The organism is Streptomyces sp. NPDC003393 (genome assembly GCF_053589015.1).
Genome location: NZ_JBSFRB010000002.1, coordinates 277,074 through 296,256, shown reverse-complemented (window position 1 = coordinate 296,256; position 19,183 = coordinate 277,074). Strand labels below are relative to the sequence as shown.

Annotated in this window: 14 protein-coding genes and 1 pseudogene; 8 read left to right on the top strand and 7 right to left on the bottom strand. The window is 66.9% G+C overall.

Features of this window, described 5'->3' with window-relative positions:
- Positions 1-863: 863 nt before the first annotated feature.
- The 3 genes from ACWDUZ_RS03390 (at position 864) to ACWDUZ_RS03380 (ending at position 4,687) form a co-directional block, all read left to right on the top strand.
- Complete coding sequence (locus tag ACWDUZ_RS03390; protein WP_451630066.1) at positions 864-2,057, top strand: RNA polymerase sigma factor; 1,194 nt, start codon at positions 864-866, stop codon at positions 2,055-2,057.
- A gap of 111 nt (positions 2,058-2,168) precedes the next feature.
- The gene (locus ACWDUZ_RS03385; protein WP_451630065.1) at positions 2,169-3,065 is read left to right on the top strand and encodes an alpha/beta fold hydrolase; all 897 of its coding nucleotides are present in this window, start codon (positions 2,169-2,171) and stop codon (positions 3,063-3,065) included.
- 215 nt (positions 3,066-3,280) lie between these two features.
- Positions 3,281-4,687, top strand: coding sequence for an FAD-binding oxidoreductase (locus ACWDUZ_RS03380; protein WP_451630064.1), 1,407 nt, complete (start codon positions 3,281-3,283; stop codon positions 4,685-4,687).
- A 376-nt stretch (positions 4,688-5,063) separates the two neighbouring features.
- Here ACWDUZ_RS03380 and ACWDUZ_RS03375 read toward each other — a convergent pair whose 3' ends face one another.
- The 3 genes and pseudogenes from ACWDUZ_RS03375 to ACWDUZ_RS03365 all read right to left on the bottom strand — a co-directional run.
- A complete protein-coding gene (locus tag ACWDUZ_RS03375) occupies positions 5,064-5,480 on the bottom strand; it encodes a PIN domain-containing protein (protein WP_451630063.1) in 417 nt (138 codons plus the stop codon).
- Positions 5,477-5,728, bottom strand: coding sequence for a type II toxin-antitoxin system VapB family antitoxin (locus tag ACWDUZ_RS03370; protein WP_451630062.1), 252 nt, complete (start codon positions 5,726-5,728; stop codon positions 5,477-5,479). The genes ACWDUZ_RS03375 and ACWDUZ_RS03370 overlap by 4 nt, the downstream gene beginning before the upstream one ends.
- 27 nt (positions 5,729-5,755) lie before the next feature.
- A pseudogene (locus ACWDUZ_RS03365) lies at positions 5,756-6,155 on the bottom strand (helix-turn-helix domain-containing protein); the annotation flags it as partial.
- A gap of 69 nt (positions 6,156-6,224) precedes the next feature.
- On the opposite strand from ACWDUZ_RS03365, the gene ACWDUZ_RS03360 reads away from it, so the two are divergent.
- Entirely contained in the window at positions 6,225-6,725 is a 501-nt protein-coding gene (locus ACWDUZ_RS03360) for an SMI1/KNR4 family protein (RefSeq protein WP_451630061.1), read from the top strand.
- A gap of 300 nt (positions 6,726-7,025) precedes the next feature.
- Here ACWDUZ_RS03360 and ACWDUZ_RS03355 read toward each other — a convergent pair whose 3' ends face one another.
- Entirely contained in the window at positions 7,026-9,239 is a 2,214-nt protein-coding gene (locus ACWDUZ_RS03355) for a DEAD/DEAH box helicase (RefSeq protein ID WP_451630060.1), read from the bottom strand.
- Positions 9,240-9,348: 109 nt separating this feature from the next.
- On the opposite strand from ACWDUZ_RS03355, the gene ACWDUZ_RS03350 reads away from it, so the two are divergent.
- Both ACWDUZ_RS03350 and ACWDUZ_RS03345 read left to right on the top strand, forming a co-directional pair.
- A complete protein-coding gene (locus ACWDUZ_RS03350) occupies positions 9,349-9,618 on the top strand; it encodes a type II toxin-antitoxin system Phd/YefM family antitoxin (protein WP_451630059.1) in 270 nt (89 codons plus the stop codon).
- Positions 9,611-9,874, top strand: coding sequence for a type II toxin-antitoxin system RelE family toxin (locus tag ACWDUZ_RS03345; RefSeq protein ID WP_451630058.1), 264 nt, complete (start codon positions 9,611-9,613; stop codon positions 9,872-9,874). Before ACWDUZ_RS03350 ends, ACWDUZ_RS03345 begins: the two co-directional genes overlap by 8 nt.
- Before the next feature lie 203 nt (positions 9,875-10,077).
- Here ACWDUZ_RS03345 and ACWDUZ_RS03340 read toward each other — a convergent pair whose 3' ends face one another.
- Entirely contained in the window at positions 10,078-11,256 is a 1,179-nt protein-coding gene (locus ACWDUZ_RS03340) for a tyrosine-type recombinase/integrase (RefSeq protein ID WP_451630057.1), read from the bottom strand.
- Complete coding sequence (locus ACWDUZ_RS03335) at positions 11,231-11,797, bottom strand: hypothetical protein (protein WP_451630056.1); 567 nt, start codon at positions 11,795-11,797, stop codon at positions 11,231-11,233. The genes ACWDUZ_RS03340 and ACWDUZ_RS03335 overlap by 26 nt, the downstream gene beginning before the upstream one ends.
- Positions 11,798-11,943: 146 nt before the next feature.
- On the opposite strand from ACWDUZ_RS03335, the gene ACWDUZ_RS03330 reads away from it, so the two are divergent.
- A complete protein-coding gene (locus tag ACWDUZ_RS03330) occupies positions 11,944-12,108 on the top strand; it encodes a helix-turn-helix domain-containing protein (protein ID WP_382555367.1) in 165 nt (54 codons plus the stop codon).
- Between the two features lie 115 nt (positions 12,109-12,223).
- A complete protein-coding gene (locus tag ACWDUZ_RS03325) occupies positions 12,224-13,183 on the top strand; it encodes an AAA family ATPase (protein ID WP_451630055.1) in 960 nt (319 codons plus the stop codon).
- Between the two features lie 873 nt (positions 13,184-14,056).
- On the opposite strand, the gene ACWDUZ_RS03320 is transcribed toward ACWDUZ_RS03325, so the two are convergent.
- Positions 14,057-18,940, bottom strand: a complete 4,884-nt coding sequence (locus tag ACWDUZ_RS03320; RefSeq protein WP_451630054.1) for a DEAD/DEAH box helicase — start codon at positions 18,938-18,940, stop codon at positions 14,057-14,059.
- Between the last annotated feature and the right edge of the window lie 243 nt (positions 18,941-19,183).

Sequence of the window (19,183 nt, the reverse complement as noted above, 5' to 3'; positions counted from 1 at the left end):
AGGCCGTTTCGGAGGCCGTTGACTCGGCCGTCTCTGCCGGCCGTGTTCTTGGCGAGAACCAATCTCCCCCACCCCCCTATCGGCACGGACCGAAGCGGCTACGGGCCCGCTATCCGGGGCCTATCCGGCCCCGGCGCCACCTTCCGGTTTCCCGCCCGGACGGCGGCCGGACGGCCGGACGGCGGACGGCTTGGCCGGCCGGGCCGGCGCACGCGGACGCGGGTGACCGGGCACGGCGATTGACCGAAACGTCACGGCGGAGGAGTCCGGATGCCGCGCCCCGGCCGGCTTCCGTCCGGCCGGCCATGCGGCAGGAGAACGGGAACGCGACCGACCGGTGGACGCGTCGGGACGCCGCCGGCGCGGGAGGCGATCCGGAGGACACCGGCCGACGGTACGGAAGAGCGGGGCAGAGGACCTCGAACCCTGTGAGCGCGGTTGTGCCGGCCGGGGCGCGAGGTGGGGATGCACGGCAGCACGGCGGCCCCGGCCACCGCGCTGCCGATGTCATCAAATGTCCATGTGGTAGGTATCTCACCCCATCCATCCGCGGATCACATGGCCTTCACACGTAACATGATCGGCATCGTCCGACAGGCACTGGTCGACCGGCACGCTCGAACGGGCGGCCGCAAGCGCACGGCTGACGGGCCACGGGCGCGTTTGGGTGCTTCCCGGCAGCTCGGACCCGCCCGCTGTGCGGCGTCAGCGAGCGAACAGCAGGCGAGCCCGGAGAGACCGTTCGACCCCGGACGGGGTGCGGCAGCGTCGCCGCGGAACGTCACATGCCGACGACTGCCGCACTTACCCGAGGGATGACGATGGGCTGCTCACAACCGGAAGCACAAGCGACCACGGAGCGGGTGACCGAGTCGGCCTCGCGCCCGATGCACAAGAAGGAGGCCGAGGCCGCCCGCGTCGTCGGGGACCTCCCCGCGGCCGGCGACAGCGAGCGCCGGCCGGGACACCGCACGGCCTGCGCCGACGGCATCGGAGGGGCGGCGGCACGGCGAGCTCCCGGGGACGGCGGCCGACGCCGCGCCCACGCATCCGGCGGCCGATCCGGGATCGGACCCGTTCCCGGCGGAACCGAGCGACGTGTCCACCTTCACCTGCCCTCGTCCTCCAGATCCCCGCGCACCGACACCCCGACCGACGCCCAGCTCGTGGACATCGCGTGCGCCGGTGACATCGCCGCCGTCGGCGCGCTCATCGAACGGCACCGGGCCGGGATGCACGCCGTGGCCTTGAGCGTGCTGGGCCACCACCCCGACACCGAGGACGCGGTACAGGAGGCGTCGCTCATCGCTCTGCGGCGCATCACCGACGTGCGGCAACCCGAATCCGTGGGGGCGTGGCTGCGCATGCTCGTGCGCAACGTCTGCCGTGCGCGGCTGCGCTCGGCCGTCCCGACGACGCCGCTCCTCGAGCTGACCGAGGCCGCGGCGGAGACGGACCCCGGGAGGGTCGTGGACCGGCACGCGACGCGGGACTGGATCTGGCGCGCCATCGACGAACTCTCTCCCACCCTGCGCATGGCCGTGCTGCTGAGGCACTTCAGCCCACGCACGCCCTCTTACGAACAGATGGCCGCGTTGTGCGGCGTACCCGTCGGAACGGTGCGCAGCAGGCTGGCCGAAGGCCGCAGGAAACTGACCGAGGCGATGGCGGCGACCGCGGACTCGGTCCATGCCGACGCCCTCGCTCTGTCCCGCGCGACGGCCCAGGAGGCACGGGCGACGCTGGCCGCGGCCGAGCAGGGACGGTTCGCGAGGCTGGTGGCCGAGCGCTGGGCGCCGGACGTCGGTTACTACGTGGGGGGCAGGCGGGTGGGCGACCGGGAGTTCCTCGTCCGTGGCATGGCCTGCGACCTCGAAGCGGGGGTGCGCTCGCGCTTCGTCAGCGCCGTCACCAGCCGGGACACGACGATCTGGGAGATGGAGTTGGTGAATCCCCCCACCGAGCCGGAGCACTGCCCGCCGGCCGTTGCCTGGCTGATGTCCATGAAGAACGGCCGGGTGCACCAGGTGCGACTCTTCCACGCCCCACGGAACTGAGGCCCGCGAACAGCAATCCCCCTGTGTCGTACGTCACTCATCCGCGATCGAACTTCTCGGGTGCGGCCGCATCTTGTCGGTGTTCACAACACCACCCACACCGGAGAACTCATGCGTAACGACCCGGGCAGCCTCCTGTCACCCGGAACCCACGACATCACCGTCGACGGCCTGCATCAGCGCTACCACGTGCACGGCTCTGGCCCGGTGTGCCTCGCCGTGCCCGGCGGGCCGGGCGTGGCCTGGGACTCCCTGCGGGCGCCGGCCCTGGAGCAGTTTCTGACGATGGTGTACATCGAGCCGCTGGGGACCGGCGGTTCGCAGCGCCTCTCGACACATCCCCACGGCTACACCCGCGCCCGGTACACGCGTAGCCTGACCGGTCTGCTGGACCGGCTCCGGCTGGACCGCGTCTTCCTCCTCGGTCACTCGCACGGCGGTTTCGTCGCGCAGTACGCCGCCCTGCGCCACCCGGACCGCCTCCACGGCCTGGTGCTGTACGAGAGCGCTCCGGTGACGGGTTCCGAGCACATGGCCGAGGCGGGAGCCCGGGTCGAGGAGTTCGTCCGACGCAACGCCGGACAGGCAGGGCTGCCCGAAGCACTCGCCGGACTGCAGGCGGTCGGAAACGCCACCGAGGACGACAAGATCACCACGGCGCTGCGAGAGCTTCTGCCGCTGTACTTCGCGCACTACTGGGAGCGCGAGAACGAGTTCCGCGACCTGCGTGACACGGTCGTCTGCACCTACATCTCGCCCCTCGACGAGGACGGGCAGCCCGACGTCATCGACGACCGGGAGGCCCTGCCCGGGCTCACCGTCCCCACTCTGGTGATCGCGGGCCGCTTCGACGTGGTCTGCGGACCGCGGTGGGCGCGGGAACTCCACACCCTGATCCCCCGTTCCCGGCTGGCACTGCTGGAGAACAGCGGGCACTTCGGCCACGTGGAAGAACCCGAGAGGTTCGCGGACGCCGTACGCGACTTCATCCGGTCCACGGCGCACTGAGGCCCCGACAGGCGAGGTTCTTCCGCTGACAGGTGAGCGTCGCCGCACCGGGCCCGGCCCCGGCCGCCTCCCGGCTCTCCGGATCCCGCCGGCTTCCTGCCCGCGTACCGCTGCTGCAGTCGGCCTGCGGGACAGGGGAACGAGCGCGCACGCGCGGGACGACTCACGGGGCGGGCCGCCCGTCCCTCCCACAACACCACGCACAAGGAATTCTCATGACCTTCGACGAACCGTTCGCCCCGGTGCGGCCCGCTGCTGCGGCCGAACTCGCCTCGCTGGTGAGCGGCCCGGTTCTGCTGCCCGGCGACGACGGATACGACGCCGAATGCCAGTTGTTCAACCTGAACGTCTCTCTTGAGCCGGCACTCGTCGTCGGTGCCACCAGCGCGGCCGACATACAGGCGGCGGTCCGTTTCGCGGCCCGCCAGGGCCGGCCTGTGACCGTGAAGACGACGGGGCACCAACAGGTCGGCTCCGCCCGGGGCGGGGTCCTGATCAGTACCCGCCGCATGAAGGGGATCGCCGTCGACGCCGACCGGAGATGCGCACGGGTGGAGACCGGCGTGATCTGGCAGGAGGTGATCGACCAGGCCGCCAGGGTCGGCCTCGCCCCGATGAGCGGCTCGGCTCCGCTGGTGGGTGTGGTCGGCTACATCCTCGGAGGCGGACTCAGCCCGGTCCTCGGCCGAAGCCACGGATACGCGGCAGACCATGTCCGCTCGCTGGAGGTGGTGATCGCGGACGGCGAACTGCGCCATGTCACCGCGGACAGTGATCAGGAACTCTTCTGGGCCCTGCGCGGCGGCAAAGGCAACTTCGGCGTGGTCACCGCCGTGGAGCTCGACCTGTTCCCGTTGACCCACTTCTACGGCGGCGGCATCTACTTCCCCGGTGAACGACTCGCCGACGTGCTGCACACCTGGCGCACCTGGCAGTCGGGCATGCCCGACGGGGTGTCCTCCTCGGTGGCGGTGCAACGGCTGCCCCCGCTGCCCGAGTTGCCGGAATCCCTGCGAGGGGCGTTCGTGGTGCACGTGCGGTTCGCCCACCTCGGGCCGGTGGCCGAGGGCGAGCGGCTGATCGCACCGCTGCGCGCGGCCGCCCCGGCGCTGATCGACACCGTGGGCGAGATGCCGTACACCGCTTTGGGCTCCCTGCACATGGACCCTCCCACGCCGATGCCCTATGTCGACCGCACGACGATGCTGCGCGAGTTCCCCGCCGAGGCCGCCGACCGGCTGGTCGAACTGCTGGGTCCTGGCTCCGGCTCCCCGCTGACGAGCGTCGAGATCCGCGCGCTCGGCGGTGCACTCGATCGCGAGCCCGCGGTACCCAACGCCGTCTCCACCCGGGGGCTCCCCTTCGTCCTCTTCGGTCTCGGCGTGGGCGCCCCGGACCGGGCCGAGTTCCTCCGCGGCGAACTCGACGAGATGATGCACGCGATCGAACCCTGGGCGGCCGGGCGCAAGATGGTCAACTTCCTCTCCGTCGAGGAGGCCACCACCCCCGAGGAACTGAGTGACGTCTACGGCGCCGAGCGCTACCGGCGTCTGACCGCAGCGAAGAAGGCATACGACCCGGCCAACATCTTCCGGGTGAACCACAACATCCTGCCCGGCTGACGAAGCGGTCCTCGGCCCGTCGCACCGGCGTGCGGGCCGACCGGCGGCACCGGGCGCAGAGCCTCAGGTCGACCAGGTCGCGTCCGGTTACCACATACCCGCCAAGGCGCACCGCTTCGACGGCGCGCCTTGGCGGGAGGACCGGTGCGGTTGACGTGGAGGACTGCCTTCTCGACTCCCTGTGGGTCTGTGGCTTCGCCCCGGTTCATCCATTCCCCCATCCTGCCGCCCGCCGCCCCCTCCCCATCCGCACCGGGCTGCTATGACACGGGCGCACGCCAGCACCATCCCAGCAGGGGAATCTCGACCCAGCACAAGAAGATCGGACACCGAGAACGCTGCGCGACACTTGCGGGCGCCGGTGCGCGTTTGTGGCTCAGTCGGCGGTGCCCGGCTCCACTACCCACTCGGCCTGCAGCCCGCTCACCGAAGCAATCATGTCGAAGTCGCCGTCGTAGTGCAGGACCGTGGCTCGATGCAGCTCGGCGGTTGCCGCGATGAGGACGTCGGCCAGCGACAGCGCCCGATGAAAGCCTGCATTCAGGGCCAGCGCCTGGATCTCGAGCGCTCGCTCGAACTCTTCGTCATTGCAGGGCAGGTGGTCGAATCCACGGAGCAGGGTGCGCAGCCGCAGGGCCTCGGGCTTTCCGCGTGCCGAGTACAGAACGTCGTACTCGGTCGGGGCGCACACAGCCAGGAGTCCATCGCGGTCCAGCGCGTCCAGCCGCGCCCGCACCGCCGGTTTGCCCCGGCGGGCCAGCGCTGACTTGTCGATGAGGTAGCGCCCGCTCACGCCGCCGAGGCCCCACCTTCACGCTTGAGGGATCCGTCCGGATTCCGTGGCCCCGTCTGCAAGCGGATCTCCGCGAACACGTCCTCGAACTCGCCGTGGTCCATGGCGTCGAACAACTCCCGACGCAGCCGCAGCTTCACCCCCTCCTCCATGGCCGCCCGCACTGCGGCGGCCTTGGTCTTCACGCCGTACACGCGCATCGCCTGCTCGACGATCTCCTCGTCCAGATCGATCACAGTCCTGGCCATCAGTCATCCCTTCACAGCCCGGTGACACGACAACGATATCAAAAGAGTCTCGAAAATGACATCAGCGGCCAGCTTGACCAAGCTCGAGGTCGAAAACGGCAGGCTGTGCTCGGCCGGTTTGGACTTGGCGATCTTCCTGATCTCGCGCCGCTCAGGCAACGAGAAGGTTCTGGTACGGCCGCCCTTGTACTTCGGATACAGCGAGGCGAAGCCGTCCGCGTTGAAGTTGTGGATCACGTCGCGAACCCGGTCCGCGCTGGTGAACGCCACCGCAGCGATCTTGTCCACCGGCATACTCTGCGCGGAGAGCAGCACCGCCCGTGCCCGCCGCCAGGGTCACCACGGACCCGGTGCCCCGGCGATCGGTCTGCAACAACCGCTGCCCCTCGTCGTCATCGATCTCCCGCACGCGCACACGTTCAGCCACGTGATCATTTTGGACGCCTGAGCCTCCTCCGGCGGTCGACCGCAGCCCATGGCTTTTACGATTCGGGTCATGGCCCGTTCTGACGATGTGCTGCCCGCGTTCTGGGACGCCGACAGCAACGATGGGGTGCAGCGGCCGCTGACTGACCAGGCTGTGCGGGACGCCGAGCGACTGCTCGATGTCACGCTCCCAGCCTCGCTGATCGATCTGTTGCGCGTTCAGAACGGCGGCCAGGTGACAGGTGCTCGGAACGCTTTCCGGACAGACAGGCCGACCTCCTGGAGCGAGGACCACGTCCCGTTCGACCATGTGATGGGCATCGGCCACCGCGAAAACACAGTCTCGTTGCTCGACAGTCCCTACCTGGTCGAGGAATGGGGTCTGCCCTCGCCTGTCGTGCTCCTTTCGGGCGACGGACCCTGCTGGATCGCGCTGGACTACCGGGCGTGCGGCCGATACGGGCAGCCCTCAGTCGGATGGTTCGAAGCTGACTTCAGCGTGGAGTTGGTCCTCGCCGCGGACTTCGGATCCTTCGTCGAGGGCCTCACTTCCGCCGGCGACTTCGACTGAAGCGCCCCGCGAGACATTCGGCCGACCTCGCGAGCAGCAGGACAGTTCCCGCCAACGTCGCGGCAAGGCGAACGTTGCCTGATGCGGCACCAGCCGGTCCCGGAATCCACACATTGCGGGGCGGTGTCCCGGCCTACCCACTGCCACCTGTGAACGCGACGAAGCATCTAACTCACAGTAACGAGCCGCTCGCAGATTGAAGCGGAATGTCCGAGCCCTGACCCTGACCTGCGACGGAGCCGCACGCACCGCCCTGACCAGGCATTTCCCCGTTGACGTGCGTTGGGTCCCGACGGTCGCTTACGAGTGTCCTGCGGACTCTTTGCGGACCGCTCCCAGCCGTGCCTGCTCCTCCTCGACGATCTGGCGCGCCATCGACGTGTCCGAAACGTCAACCGCGTCCGGCGTCGACTCGGCGACCGCGCTGCGACGTGCGTAGGCGTCGAACAGACGGCTCTTGTTCTTCAGCATCTCCACCATCCGCTCGTCCACCCCGTGGGTGGCGAGCAGTCGGTGCACCCGTACCGAGCGCACCTGCCCCAAGCGGTGGGCGCGCGCCACCGCCTGGTGCTCGATGGTCGGTTTGATCTGAGGCTCACAGATGATCACGACGGACGCGGCCTGCATGTTGAGCCCCACCCCCGCCGCCTCGATCTGCGCCACCAGCACCGCGTGACCCGGCACGGCGGCGAACTCGTCCACCAGCTGCTGGCGGCGCGCGGGCGGCACGCTTCCCGAGATCGGACCGAACACCCGACCGCAGCCATCGCTCCGCGCGCCGTCCAGCGTGTCCTTCACCGTTCGAAGGACGTCCCTGAAGTTGGAGAACACCACCACCTTCAACCCGTTCTCGGCGGCGTCCTCGACGATCTCGCGCAGCCGGTTCAGCTTGGCCGACTTCTCGGGGCGCGCGTACGCCGCTCTGCGCATCGCCATGAAGTTGCCGGCGCGCACGGCCTCGCGGTAGGCGTCTTCGTCCGACGCGCTCAGCTCCTCCCACTCGTCCGTGTGCTGGAGCGCAGGCAGTTCGGTCAGAACGTCCTGCTGGTTTCGGCGCAGATAGACTGGGGCGACGGCCTTCCGGAATGCCTTGGACCCGGCCACACCGTCTCGGTCACCGACAGCCTCCGCCAGGTGCGGCTGGAGGATCTGCACGAGGCTGCGAAACTCGGCGACCCGGTTCTCCATGGGCGTGCCGGTCATGAAGAGAACGCGTTCGCAGCGCCCGGACCATTCGGTCACGGCCCGGGAGCGACGGGTCTTCGGATTCTTCACGTAGTGCGCCTCGTCCACGACCAGCATCCCCACCTCGCCACCTTCGGGGATCCTGCTGGCGCCAGCAGGATCTTCGGGGGCCGGAAAACCACGCAAGGCGTCGAAGGTAGTCACGCCTACGCCGCCCTGGCCCTTCCAGTCGGCGAACGCTTCCTGCCTGTCGGGGCCGTGAAGGGGCATCACGCGCAACGTGCTGCGGGCCTCGATCTCCCGTGTCCAGTTGATCAGGACGCTGGCCGGGCAAACGACCATGAAGTGGCTCTTCCCTTCGGCTGCCAGATGAGCCAGAGCGGCGATGGCCTGGATGGTCTTGCCGAGCCCCATCTCGTCGCCGAGGATCACCTTGCGTTGCGCCAGGGCGAAGCGAGCCCCGAAGGCTTGATAGCCGCGCAGCGACACCCGCCGGTGAGTGTCGTCAAGCATCTGGTCGCGGACCCGCTCGGCAACTTCGTCGGGCAGGAACCCCTCGGCAGAGGCAGTATCGGGTCTGCGGCCGGAGAGCTCCGCGAGCAGGCTGTAGTACTCGGCGGAACGCAGCTCGAAGTCGACCCAGGCCGCGACCTCGGTCGGGGCGCCGCGCAGCAGATCGACCGACGCCTGTGCGAGCAGCTCCGGCACACCGCCCCGCGTTGCTTCCTCGGTCAGCCCGCGGACCTCTGCGACGGCCTCCAGCGCCCGAACTCGTTTGGCCTGCCCCACCAGCAGCATCCGCAGCCGCCCGGCGGCCGGCTTGGCCTCGGCTAGCAGCGGACCGAGCCGCCGCGAGAGAGCCACGGCCGTGTCGACAGCTCGCCGCGCATCAGGGCCCGCTTCCACCAGCACATGCAGGGCCATGACGAGTGCGGTGGTGCGCGGCTCCGGCCGATCCACGTCGATGTGGACGGCGATGGTGTCCCGAACGGCGTCGGCTATCTGGCGTGCCGCCGCGATGGCTTGATCAGCGGTCCGCTGCCCCACGCCGGGAATCTGCCGCAAACGGTAGGGCCCGACGTCAAGCACCTGCCGGACCGACCGCAGCCCGCTCCTCTCGACCTCCCCGAGCCTCAGCCGACCCTCGGTGATCTCCTTCAGCCGGGCCACCGGGATGGCGTCGAGCGCCTGTTCCACCGCCGTATCGCAGATCGGCTTCAGCGCCACCCGAACTACCTCGACAGCCCGCCCGTGGTCACCGGCCACCGCCTGCGCCGCATCGTACAGCCGCGCTCCCGCGGCAACCGCCTCCCGCTCACTGCGCCCCATCCCGCCCCGGCCCCTCTCGCTGTGTCCCCGCATACTGCCACCGGTGCCCTCGGAGCCGACCGGGACCCGCAGCATTGTGTACACATGACACACTCGGTACCCTTGGGTCATGACTCAGCCACTGCCCATAGAGTCCATCCGTGACGTACGCGCTCACTTGGCCGAAGTCGTCGAGCGGGCGGACCGCGACGACGTGCCCACTGTCATCACCCGTCGCGGCAAGCAGGTTGCCGCCGTGGTCGGGATCGAGGTGCTGCGCAAGTACCAGGAGTGGGAAGAGCGCGAGATCAACCGCATCATCGACGAGCGCATGGCAAACCCGGCCGCCGGCGTCCCGATCGAGGACGTGATGAGGGAGACGCTGGCACGCAGTGAGTGACTACCGCACGGTTTTCCGGCCCGAGGCCCAGGCGGAGCTGCGCAAGATCCCGCGTGACATGGCGCTTCGCATCCTGGTCAAACTGACAGAGCTAGAGAGCGACCCCTTCGGCTTCAACACCACCGCACTCGTATCCCAGCCCGAGCGCCGCCGCCTACGGGTCGGCGACTACCGTGTCGTCTATACGATCGACAACGGGGAGCTGGTGGTGTGGGTCGTACACGTCGGACACCGTTCCACGGTCTACGACACGTAGCCGCTCCAGGTTCTGCGGACTGCTGCGGACAGCACAACGGCCTGACCTGCTTTCTCGCAGGTCAGGCCGTTTGTCCACATCCAATCAGACGTTGAAGCGGAACGTTCAAGAAGCCCCATCCTCCCCAGTGTTCCCAAGGGTTCTGCCCTCTCGACCCCGTGCTGAGTCAGCACCAAGTCAGCACCATGTCGCAAGGTCAGCACTCACGCCGCCATGGCCATGGGTGCCCCAGGGTGGAGCGCCTTCTGGATCACGTCCCGGCAGCGGTCCCACGCCTCCGGCACCAGGTGTCCGTACGTGTCGACGGTCGTCTTGATGTTCCGGTGCCCCAGCCAGCGGCTCACCTCATGGATCGGCACGCCGTTCGCCAGGGCGGTCGAGGCGAAGAAGTGGCGCAGCGAGTGCGGCGTGTACTTGGGCTTGCCGTCCAGCTTCACCACACCCGCAGCCTTCAGTGCCTTGCCCCAGTGGTAGCCGTACGTCGAGGCCGTGGGCATCTTCCCTTTGCCTCGCTCACGCGGCGCGAACAGCACCTCCAGGCCGTCGATCTCCACCGTGCCCCAGCGCTTCAGGTGGTTGCCGATCTCTTGTTCGAGGAACGGCGGGATCGGCACGTCCCGGAACTCGTCCGCGGTGCGGTGCTTCAGAGGTACGAAGCGCGTCACGCAGTCACTCTGGTTGGCCTTGGCGCTGATCTGCCGGCGCAGCCGCAGGAAGCCGTCGCGCTGGCAGTCCGCGGTCAGGCCCAGCGCCTCGCTGATACGCAGCCCAGCGCCGGCCTGGAGCCACACCGTGAGCCGGTACTGCTCGGACATGGCCGCGGCTATGGCGTACACCTCGGCCAGGGTCGGTATCTCGTCCGGGTCCACGGCCGCATCCGCCTCCTTGAGCGGCGGCACGTCGTCGCACGGGCTGAAGGGGATGCGCCGCTCTTTCACGGCCGCCGACATCATGGCCCGCAGGATGTTCATGCGGTCGTTGATGGTGGAGGCAGCAAGCCCGTCCGCAGCCAGGGACGCCTGGAACTTCTTCACGTCCGAGACCGTCAGGCCGGCGATGGTGCGCGCCCCCAGGGCAGGCTCCAGATGGTTCGAGATGAACCCCTGGTAGTTGCGGCGGGTGGACTCGTTGACCTGGTGCTGGGCCAGCCACTCCTCGGCCCACTTGCGCAGGGAGACACGGCCGAGCTGGTGGTCTATGTAGACACCTTCCCGCTTGTCGTTCTCCGCCTTGATCCCGAAGTCCTCAGCCTCCCGCTTCGTCGGGAACGACTTCTCGCGCTGACGTGCGCTGCGCCCTCCCGGCTCCCGGTAGCGGACCGTCCACAGGTGCGAGCAGCGCGACTGGTTGCGGCAGTCACACTTCTTCAGAACCTTCGCCAACGCCTATCCCCCTCAGAACCTCGATCGCCTTGTCGGTGAGCTGTCCACCGGCCTTGCCCTCGACCTTGGTCAAGAACCCCCTCTGCCGGGCCGCCCGCAGGTGACCCTTCAACGTGGCCTGCTTGGTCCCTGTCCACACCTCCAGATCGTGGATGGGGGCCCGTCGTCCGGCGTCGACGCTCCGTACGTACAGGGCTGAGAGCACCGCTAGGTACTCGTCGGAGAGCCCTCCGGGCAGGGCTGCGAGTTCTTCCCGGAGCTTCTCCACCGACGCCTTGGAGGCGGTGGCCGCCTGTGCCACCGAATCGATGTCCGCGGCGAAGGCAGCGGTATCGATCTGGCGCAGCACCGTGGTGGAGATACCGCGCGCGATCTCCTGCGGGTCGCCGTCCTCACGCGGCTCGATCCGGATCTCCTGGGGGCCGCCAGCGGCGCCGAGGAGCGGTCGCCACAGAGTTACCTTCCAGGCGCCGATGTAAAGCTCCTGCTCGATTCCCTCGCGCGGCGGAGGGCCGTCTTCTGGACCGCGTGTGATCACCATGCGGAATAACGTACGAGACCACACCAGAAACGTCAAGTCCAGACGTGACAGATCCGGAGTTGACATAGGTGAACCGATAGATCAAGATGCTCCCGTAAGCCCCGCGTCCCATCTGGAGGAATCAGCCCTTGCAGGACAAGCGACTCATGACCGTGAACGAGCTGGCCGACTACCTGGCGGTCAAGCCAGCGTGGATCTACAACAACCACCGGGCTCTCGGCATCCCCTCGCGCAAGGTCGGCGGCAGCCTGCGCTTTCGGCTCTCGGAGGTCGACAGGTGGCTCGACCGAGAGTGTCCGGTCGCTGCCTGACCAGCACGGTCATCCCCGTTCCAACCACTGAAAGGAAGGCACATGCCCCGCCATCCGGCGGGACAGCGGGCGCGGCTGCGCCCTGCTTGGCGTATCAGAAGGGAGTCCCACACCAGTGGGAGTCATCAGCGACACCGGGCGCACACTCGACCAGATCGAGGCCGTCCCCTACGAGCAAGCGTTCCTCATCAGCGACCTGCTCACCACCAACATCACGATGCTGTCCGGAGAACCCAAGGCCGGTAAGTCTCTGCTCGCCGCAGGGATGGCGACAGCCCTGATCAACGGGCACAGCGCGTTTCTCGGACTGCCCGTGTACCAGCGCCTCGATCACATCGTCTTCGGGGTAACCGACGAAGGGGCCGCCGCGGAGCTGAAGGCCCGCCTCGCCGGCACCGTGCCGGACAACAGCGTGACCGTCTTCCCCGTCGAAGACACCGGACGAGAGGGCTTCTGGCGCAGCGTCCTGGAGGACCTCGCACAGATGCGGGCCGGCCTGTTTGTCCTGGATAACGTGATCGGCGCTCTCGCCCCTGGTGAGGACATCTCCGATCCTTCCGCCGCAGCACGCTTCATGCGCAGCGTGCGCCCCATCAGCTCGGTCGGCATCCCCACCCTGCTGGTCACCCATACCCCGAAGGGCACTGCCGAGGGCATGACCGTCGCGTCCTCTCCCATCGGAGGACGACAGTTCGGCGCAGCCGCCCGGTCACTCATCACCCTTCGCAACTCCGGCAAGAAGGGACGCCGCATCCAGACGGCGATCAACCGGGCGCGCGAAGAACTCGACCTGAAGGTCGCCGTTCGCCGCGCCACCCCGGACAGCGAGGTCCCCCTGTGGGAACGCGTAGAGACACGGCCGAACGTCGTCCCCCTCCGCGAGGCGAAACTCTGGCACCTCGACCTCGCGGACCGGATCGTCCAAGAGCAGCCGGAGGAGATCTCCTTCATGGCGCTGGCACACAGGTACGCCCAGGACGTAGGCAGAAAGCCCGAAACCATCCGCCCAAAGCTCGCCGAGGTGCTGACGCACTCCGACGGCCAGTGGGTCAGGAAGCCCACAGAAGCAGCCTGACCTCTGGTGGTGGTGGCCCAGCCCCCTTATAGAGAGTGTCACCACCACCATCTACCTCGCTCCGCTCGGCAAGCCTCGCTCCGCTCTGCACTTGTGCAAGCAGAGGTGCCAGTACGTACTGATCCAGACAGGTCGGCCGCTCTCGCGGCCGTTAGCCTCAGGCTCAACGGCAGAGGAGAACAGCGCCGGCCGCAAGGCCGGCCCGGAGGGAGAAGGCCAAGAGTGGTACGGCCCCTTACGGGGCCGACAGAACGAAGCCCACTTGACCCAACGGCAAACAGATGTGGGGCGCGGCAGCGCCCCCAGAAGTCAGCCAACGGACTGGGATAGCGCGGCCCCGCAGGGGCCGACAGGAGCAAGCCTCGAACGGGCGCCATCGCGCACCGTGTGTGAAGGCGAAGTGCTTCTGCCGTTGGGCCGCTGTGTGGTCCACTGAGCAAGCCCCTAGTGGAGGCCGACGCCTACGGGTAGCAGCACGTAGGCGTCTACCGAGTCCTACGTACATCCCTGCCACCAACGATGTGGCAGGGGTCTACCGGTCGGGGTTCACTTGTCCGGGCAGTTGCGCTTGTCGTGCCCGTGCTTGTGACACACGCTGCACTCCCCAGCGTTGTGCGGGACGTCGCACGTCCGCTTGTCGTGCCCTTCCTCGCCGCACCAAGAACACCTGCGAGTCCCGCTCGCGCTCATCTTTGCCCCCTCCATACGGTCCGTGGCTCGCCGCCCCTCACGGGGAGTTTAACGCCGCGAACCCGTTAGTCCTCTGGCGTGTTGTCAGGCTGCCGCGGCTAGGGTCGCCGGGGCAGCCCACTCTGGCAAGGCGTCTTGGCCGATCCCTACGCCGGCGCCCTCCACCGTCACGCTGGGGTCCAGCTACTCCAGGATGTCCAGCTCAGGGAGGCTATCCACGATCTTCATCGTCTCCAGGCTGACCGTGACGATCCGCTTGAGCAGATCGATGATGTAGCGCGGGTCGTCGGACCAGTCGTTGGGGTCGTTGACGATCTCCGACGCCTTGTCGACCTTGACCTGGTAGCGGTCGATGATCCACTCGATCGCGGACCGGGCACCAAGCTGGTAGCGGTACGCCTCCTCAGGGATGTTGGTCAGCTTGACCCGGGTGTTGTAGACGATCGTGGACCGGTCAGCCTGGCCCTTCACCTTCGGGATCTTCATCTTGGCGACGCGGTATAGCTCGCTCGGCGGTGTCGCCGAAGCATCACCGGACACCGTCTCGACGATGCCCTTGTACGGCTGGACCTGCTCGTAGTCCATGTGCAGGTTGGCGAGCGCGCGGCCGGCAGTGGCGAAGCCGTGGAAGTCCTGAACCTTGGGGATGCGCGGCAAGGACTTCTTCAAGTCGGCAGCGAAGCGCTCCCGGTACTCCAAAGAGTGAAGCAGGGCGTAGACGTAGTAGAAGATGTCGTCCTTCGTGATGGCGGAGTCCTCGTAGGCATCGCGGTACCCCTCAAGGGCAGCGTCGGTGATGTTGTCGAGACGCTCGTAGCGCTGCTCCTCCCCGAAGTCGAAGCCGCCGTCAACCGCCAGCTCCCGGTAGGTGTAGCGCGGGAAGAAGTATCCGCCCTTGCCGAAGACATCGAGGTTGGGCACGTGCCTCACCATGAGTACGGCCGGCACAGTCGTGGCATGCACGCCGTTGCTGTAGAAGCCGAAGTTCTCGTACTCGGCCGTCGGGAACAACCTGGGCAGCTGGTACGTCATGTCGTTCAGCCGCGAGTGGAAGTACAGCTTCTGCTTGGTGAAGGGCCGGTAGGACGAGGTGACGACGCAGGCGGCGTCATAGACGTACTTCTGTCCCTTGGCAAGCCTGGTCTTGTCGGCGCGGTTCCAGCTGATCTTCTTCGGGTCAGTGTCGATCCACTGCTCCACGTCCCTCACACTGGGCACGCCCAGTCCGCTGGCCTTGCAGTGGGCGTGGAATCCCTGCACCTGGTCGTTGTAGAAGTCGATCATCGACTCCATGTTGGTGCGGACCTTCTCCTCGGAGAAGTTGTAGACCCAGGAGTCGCGCGCAGAGTTGAGGCCGCTGGAGTAGAGAGCGAACACGGACTGGCTGGCGAGGACCTTGTCCTTGTCGCCGATGGCTTGGAAAGCGGCGTAACTCTCGTCGCGCTGGTTGATCCAGTCGCCATCAGCGTTCGGTGTGATCTTCTTCCACTCCACGGTGTCCAGGCTCTGGACGCGGAGCTTGTTCAGCTTCTCTTCGCGGGTGAGGTAATCGTCGACCTCGTAGTAATGCAGATCGCAGCCGGATGCAGGGGTGCCGTTCGCGTCGCCCTTGACCAAGATCAGGATGGCGACGGTGTTCCGGCTACCCGAGCCGAAGATCTTGCCGCCTTCCTTGCGGGACTGCTCGCCAGTCGTGCGCTGGTTGCCTCGCAGGTTGTAGCAGTAGATCGCGTCAAACTCGTTGACCAGAGACTTACGCAGACCGTCCGCACTGGTGCCGTCGATGTAGCCGCCGTTGGAGACAAAGGCAACGACGCCTTCGCCCGTGATGCGGTCCGAGGCCCAGCGGATGGCTCGGATGTAGGAGTCGTACAGCTTGTTCTTGTTGCCGACCGCGGACTCGGCCACGTACGTCTCAGCGATACGGGCGTCCAGCACCTCGTACTTGAGGTTCTGGTTGTTGTCGTTGACGCTGTCCTGCCCGACCGAGTACGGCGGGTTGCCGATCACGACGGTGACGGGCTGCTCGCGCTGCCTCCTGGCCCGTTCGCTGTTGCCCTCCAGCACGTCCATGCCGTCGAGCTTCGCGGCGCCGCCCTCAGCAAGCTGGAAGGTGTCAGCCAGCACGATGCCCTCGAAGGGCACATAGGCATCCTTCTCACCGGCCAGGTCGGCGTAGGCCGCTTCGATGTTGATCGCCGTGATGTAGTACGCGAGCAGGACGATCTCGTTGGCGTGTAGCTCCTTGCCGTACTTGCGCGCCAGGTCTTCGGGCTTGATGAGGCCGGACTGGAGAAGCCGCACAGGGAAGGTGCCGGTCCCGGTGAAGGGATCGATGATGTGGACGCCCTCATCACTCAGCGAGCGGCCGAGGTGCTTGGCCACAGCCTGCTCGGTGGAGCGCAGGATGAAGTCGACGACTTCCACCGGGGTGTAGACGATGCCGAGTGCGTCGGCGGTCTTGGGCAGGGCAGTCTTGAAGAACTTGTCGTACAGCTCGACGATGACGTGCTGGCGCCCTTCGTGGTTGTCGATGCCCTCGGCGCGAACCCGGACCGAGTGGTAGAAGTCCTCCAGTGTCTTAGTCTCGGCGTCCAAGCCCTGGTCGTCGAGGACGTCGAGCATGCGCTGCATGGCCTTGGAGACCGGGTTGTGCTCGGTGAAGGCGTAGTCCTTGAAGAGCGCGTCGAACACCGGCTTGGTGATGATGTGCTGCGCCAGCATGTCGATGGCGCTGGAGTCGGTGACGCCGGGGTTTATGGTGGCGCGCAGCTCGACGACGAACTCCTGGAAAGCAGCCTGCTTCTCCGGGATGTTCAGTGCGGCCTTGATGCGGGTGACATGACGGTCGGCGATCTGGGCGATGTCCTTGGCCCAGTCCTCCCAGTAGTGGCGCTCGCCAACCTTGTCGACGATGCGAGCGTAGATCGCTTCACGCCAGTCGCTTATGGAGAACAGGGTGTCCTGAACGTGCTGGGCGTTCTGAGCTTCCTGCTCCTTTGCAGCCTTCGCGCTGTCCGCCGTGCTGGAGCCGTCCTTGTCCCCGACCTCCTCATCGCCGGCACCGATGTGGCCATGGCCGATGATGTCGGGCTTCTTCTTGTTCAGCTCGATCTGGTTGACGGTCGCGTTAAAGCGGTCGTCATGGGCGCGCAGCGCCTGGAGGACCTGCCAGACGGTCTTGAAGCGCTGGTTGTCCGCGAGGGCCTTCTCCGGTGAGACCCCGGCAGGAACGGCAACGGGCAGGATGATGTAACCGTAGTTCTTGCCCGGCGCGACACGCATGACACGTCCAACAGACTGGACGACATCGACAACGGAGTTGCGCGGGTTGAGGAACAGCACCGCGTCGAGGCTGGGGACGTCCACGCCTTCGGACAGGCAACGGGCGTTGGACAGGATGCGGGCGTTGTTCTGGCCCGGGTCCTGCTTGAGCCAGTCGAGGAGCTGGTTGCGTCGCAGGGTGTTGAACGTGCCGTCGACGTGTTCAACCTCGCAGTGCAAGACGTCATCATCAGCATCGTCATACGCATCGACGACCTCGTTGAACCGCTCCATGATGGCCTTGGAGTCGGCGATGGAGCGGGAGAACGCGACGGCCCGCTTCATCGGTGCTTCATCCTTGCCGAACCCGGAACCATCGGCGAAGGTGCCGGTGCGCTTGGCCAAGGCGTTCCAGCAACCGATGATCTTCGCTGCGTCGTCGAGCCGCAACTCGGAGTCGCCGCCGGCGAAACCTTCCTGGAGGGTCTTGGCAACCACGCCTTCGTCGATGGTGAGGATGAGGACCTTGTAGTCGGTGAGCAGGCCCTGCTCCACAGCCTTACCGAAGCCGAGGCGGTGGAACTCGGGACCGTACTGCGCCTCGTTGTCCATCGAGGCGACGGCCGCGGAGGCCCCCTTGGCTTCCTGTTTGGTGTCGTCGCTATACACGCGCGGGGTGGCGGTCATGTACAGCCGGCGGTCGGCGCCTATGAAGCTGTCATCGTGCACGCGGACGAAGGCAGACTCGTCGTGACCCGACAGAGTGACACCGGTAGTCCGATGGGCCTCGTCGCACAGGATGAGGTCGAACCGGGGCATGCCCTGCTTCTGAGCGGCGGAAATCGTGGCGATCGACTGATAGGTCGAGAACACGACCGTCAGGCCAGGGGCGGCCTCGACACTGGCCATCTGCGCCATCAGCCGGTCGGGGCTGGTGGTCGCCGGCAGGGCGAGGTCGTGGGTGGACATGTCCTTGTCGTCGCCCTGGGCCTTCTGCTTGCCGACCTGGGCATCCGAGCAGACGGCGAAGGCACGCAACGGCACCTTGGCCTCATACGACCACTCACGCAGCGACTGCGAGAGCAGGGCGATGGAGGGCACCAGGAACAGGACGGTGGTGTGCTCACCCTGCCCGGTCTCGGCCCGCTCCTGCTGAAGCCGTTCAGCGATCTTCAGGCTTGTGAAGGTCTTGCCGGTGCCGCAGGCCATGATGAGCTTGCCGCGGTCATGCTCGGCGAAACCGGCGAAGACGTCGTCGATCGCCGCCTTCTGGTGGGGGCGCGGGATCTTCTTGTCCCGCAGCGTCATCTGGACTTCGTGGTCGATGCCGGCCGCGGGCAGGTGCCACTCGACAGCACTGTTCGCGATGTCGGCCAGTCCTATCCGGGTGACGGGGACTTGCTGGTCGTCCAGCGCCTCCTCCGCGTGGACGCTCCACTTGTCCGTCGTGGAGATGATCATCCGGCGGGAGAAGACGCCTTTGCCGGAGGCCGTGAAGAAGGAGTCGATATCCTCCTTGTGAACCGTGTGCTGCGGCTCGTAGAACTTGCACTGGATGGCGCAGAAGCCACCGGTCTCACGGTCCTGCGCCACCAAGTCGATGCCGGTGTCGCGCTTGTCCTGCTCCGCTCCCGGCCAGTCGGCCCACATCCACACGCGGGTGAACTGCTCGGTCCACTGCGGATCGGTGCTGAGGTACTGGACCATGAGCTCTTCGAAGCGGGTGCCCCGGTCCCGGTTCCCGGTGGCTCCGTTACGGATCGCCCTGAGTACGTCGTGCACCGTCGTCGTGGTCTCAGCCAACGCGCTTCCCACCCCGTAGCAGCTGGTGGCGCGCGAGCCCACGCGCCGGAGAGTTTGCACCGAAAATCCCCACAACTCTACTGGTTAATACCATGATCCAAGTCCGGGACGACCCTGAAACCGTGGCGGAATCTTGGCTGCTATGACATGGCGGTGCTCGGATCTACCTCCAGGGGGTCACCCCCCACCTCCCTTGAGATGTGTAAAGAACTTGACTCCTAAGTCGACAAGGTCTTTACATAT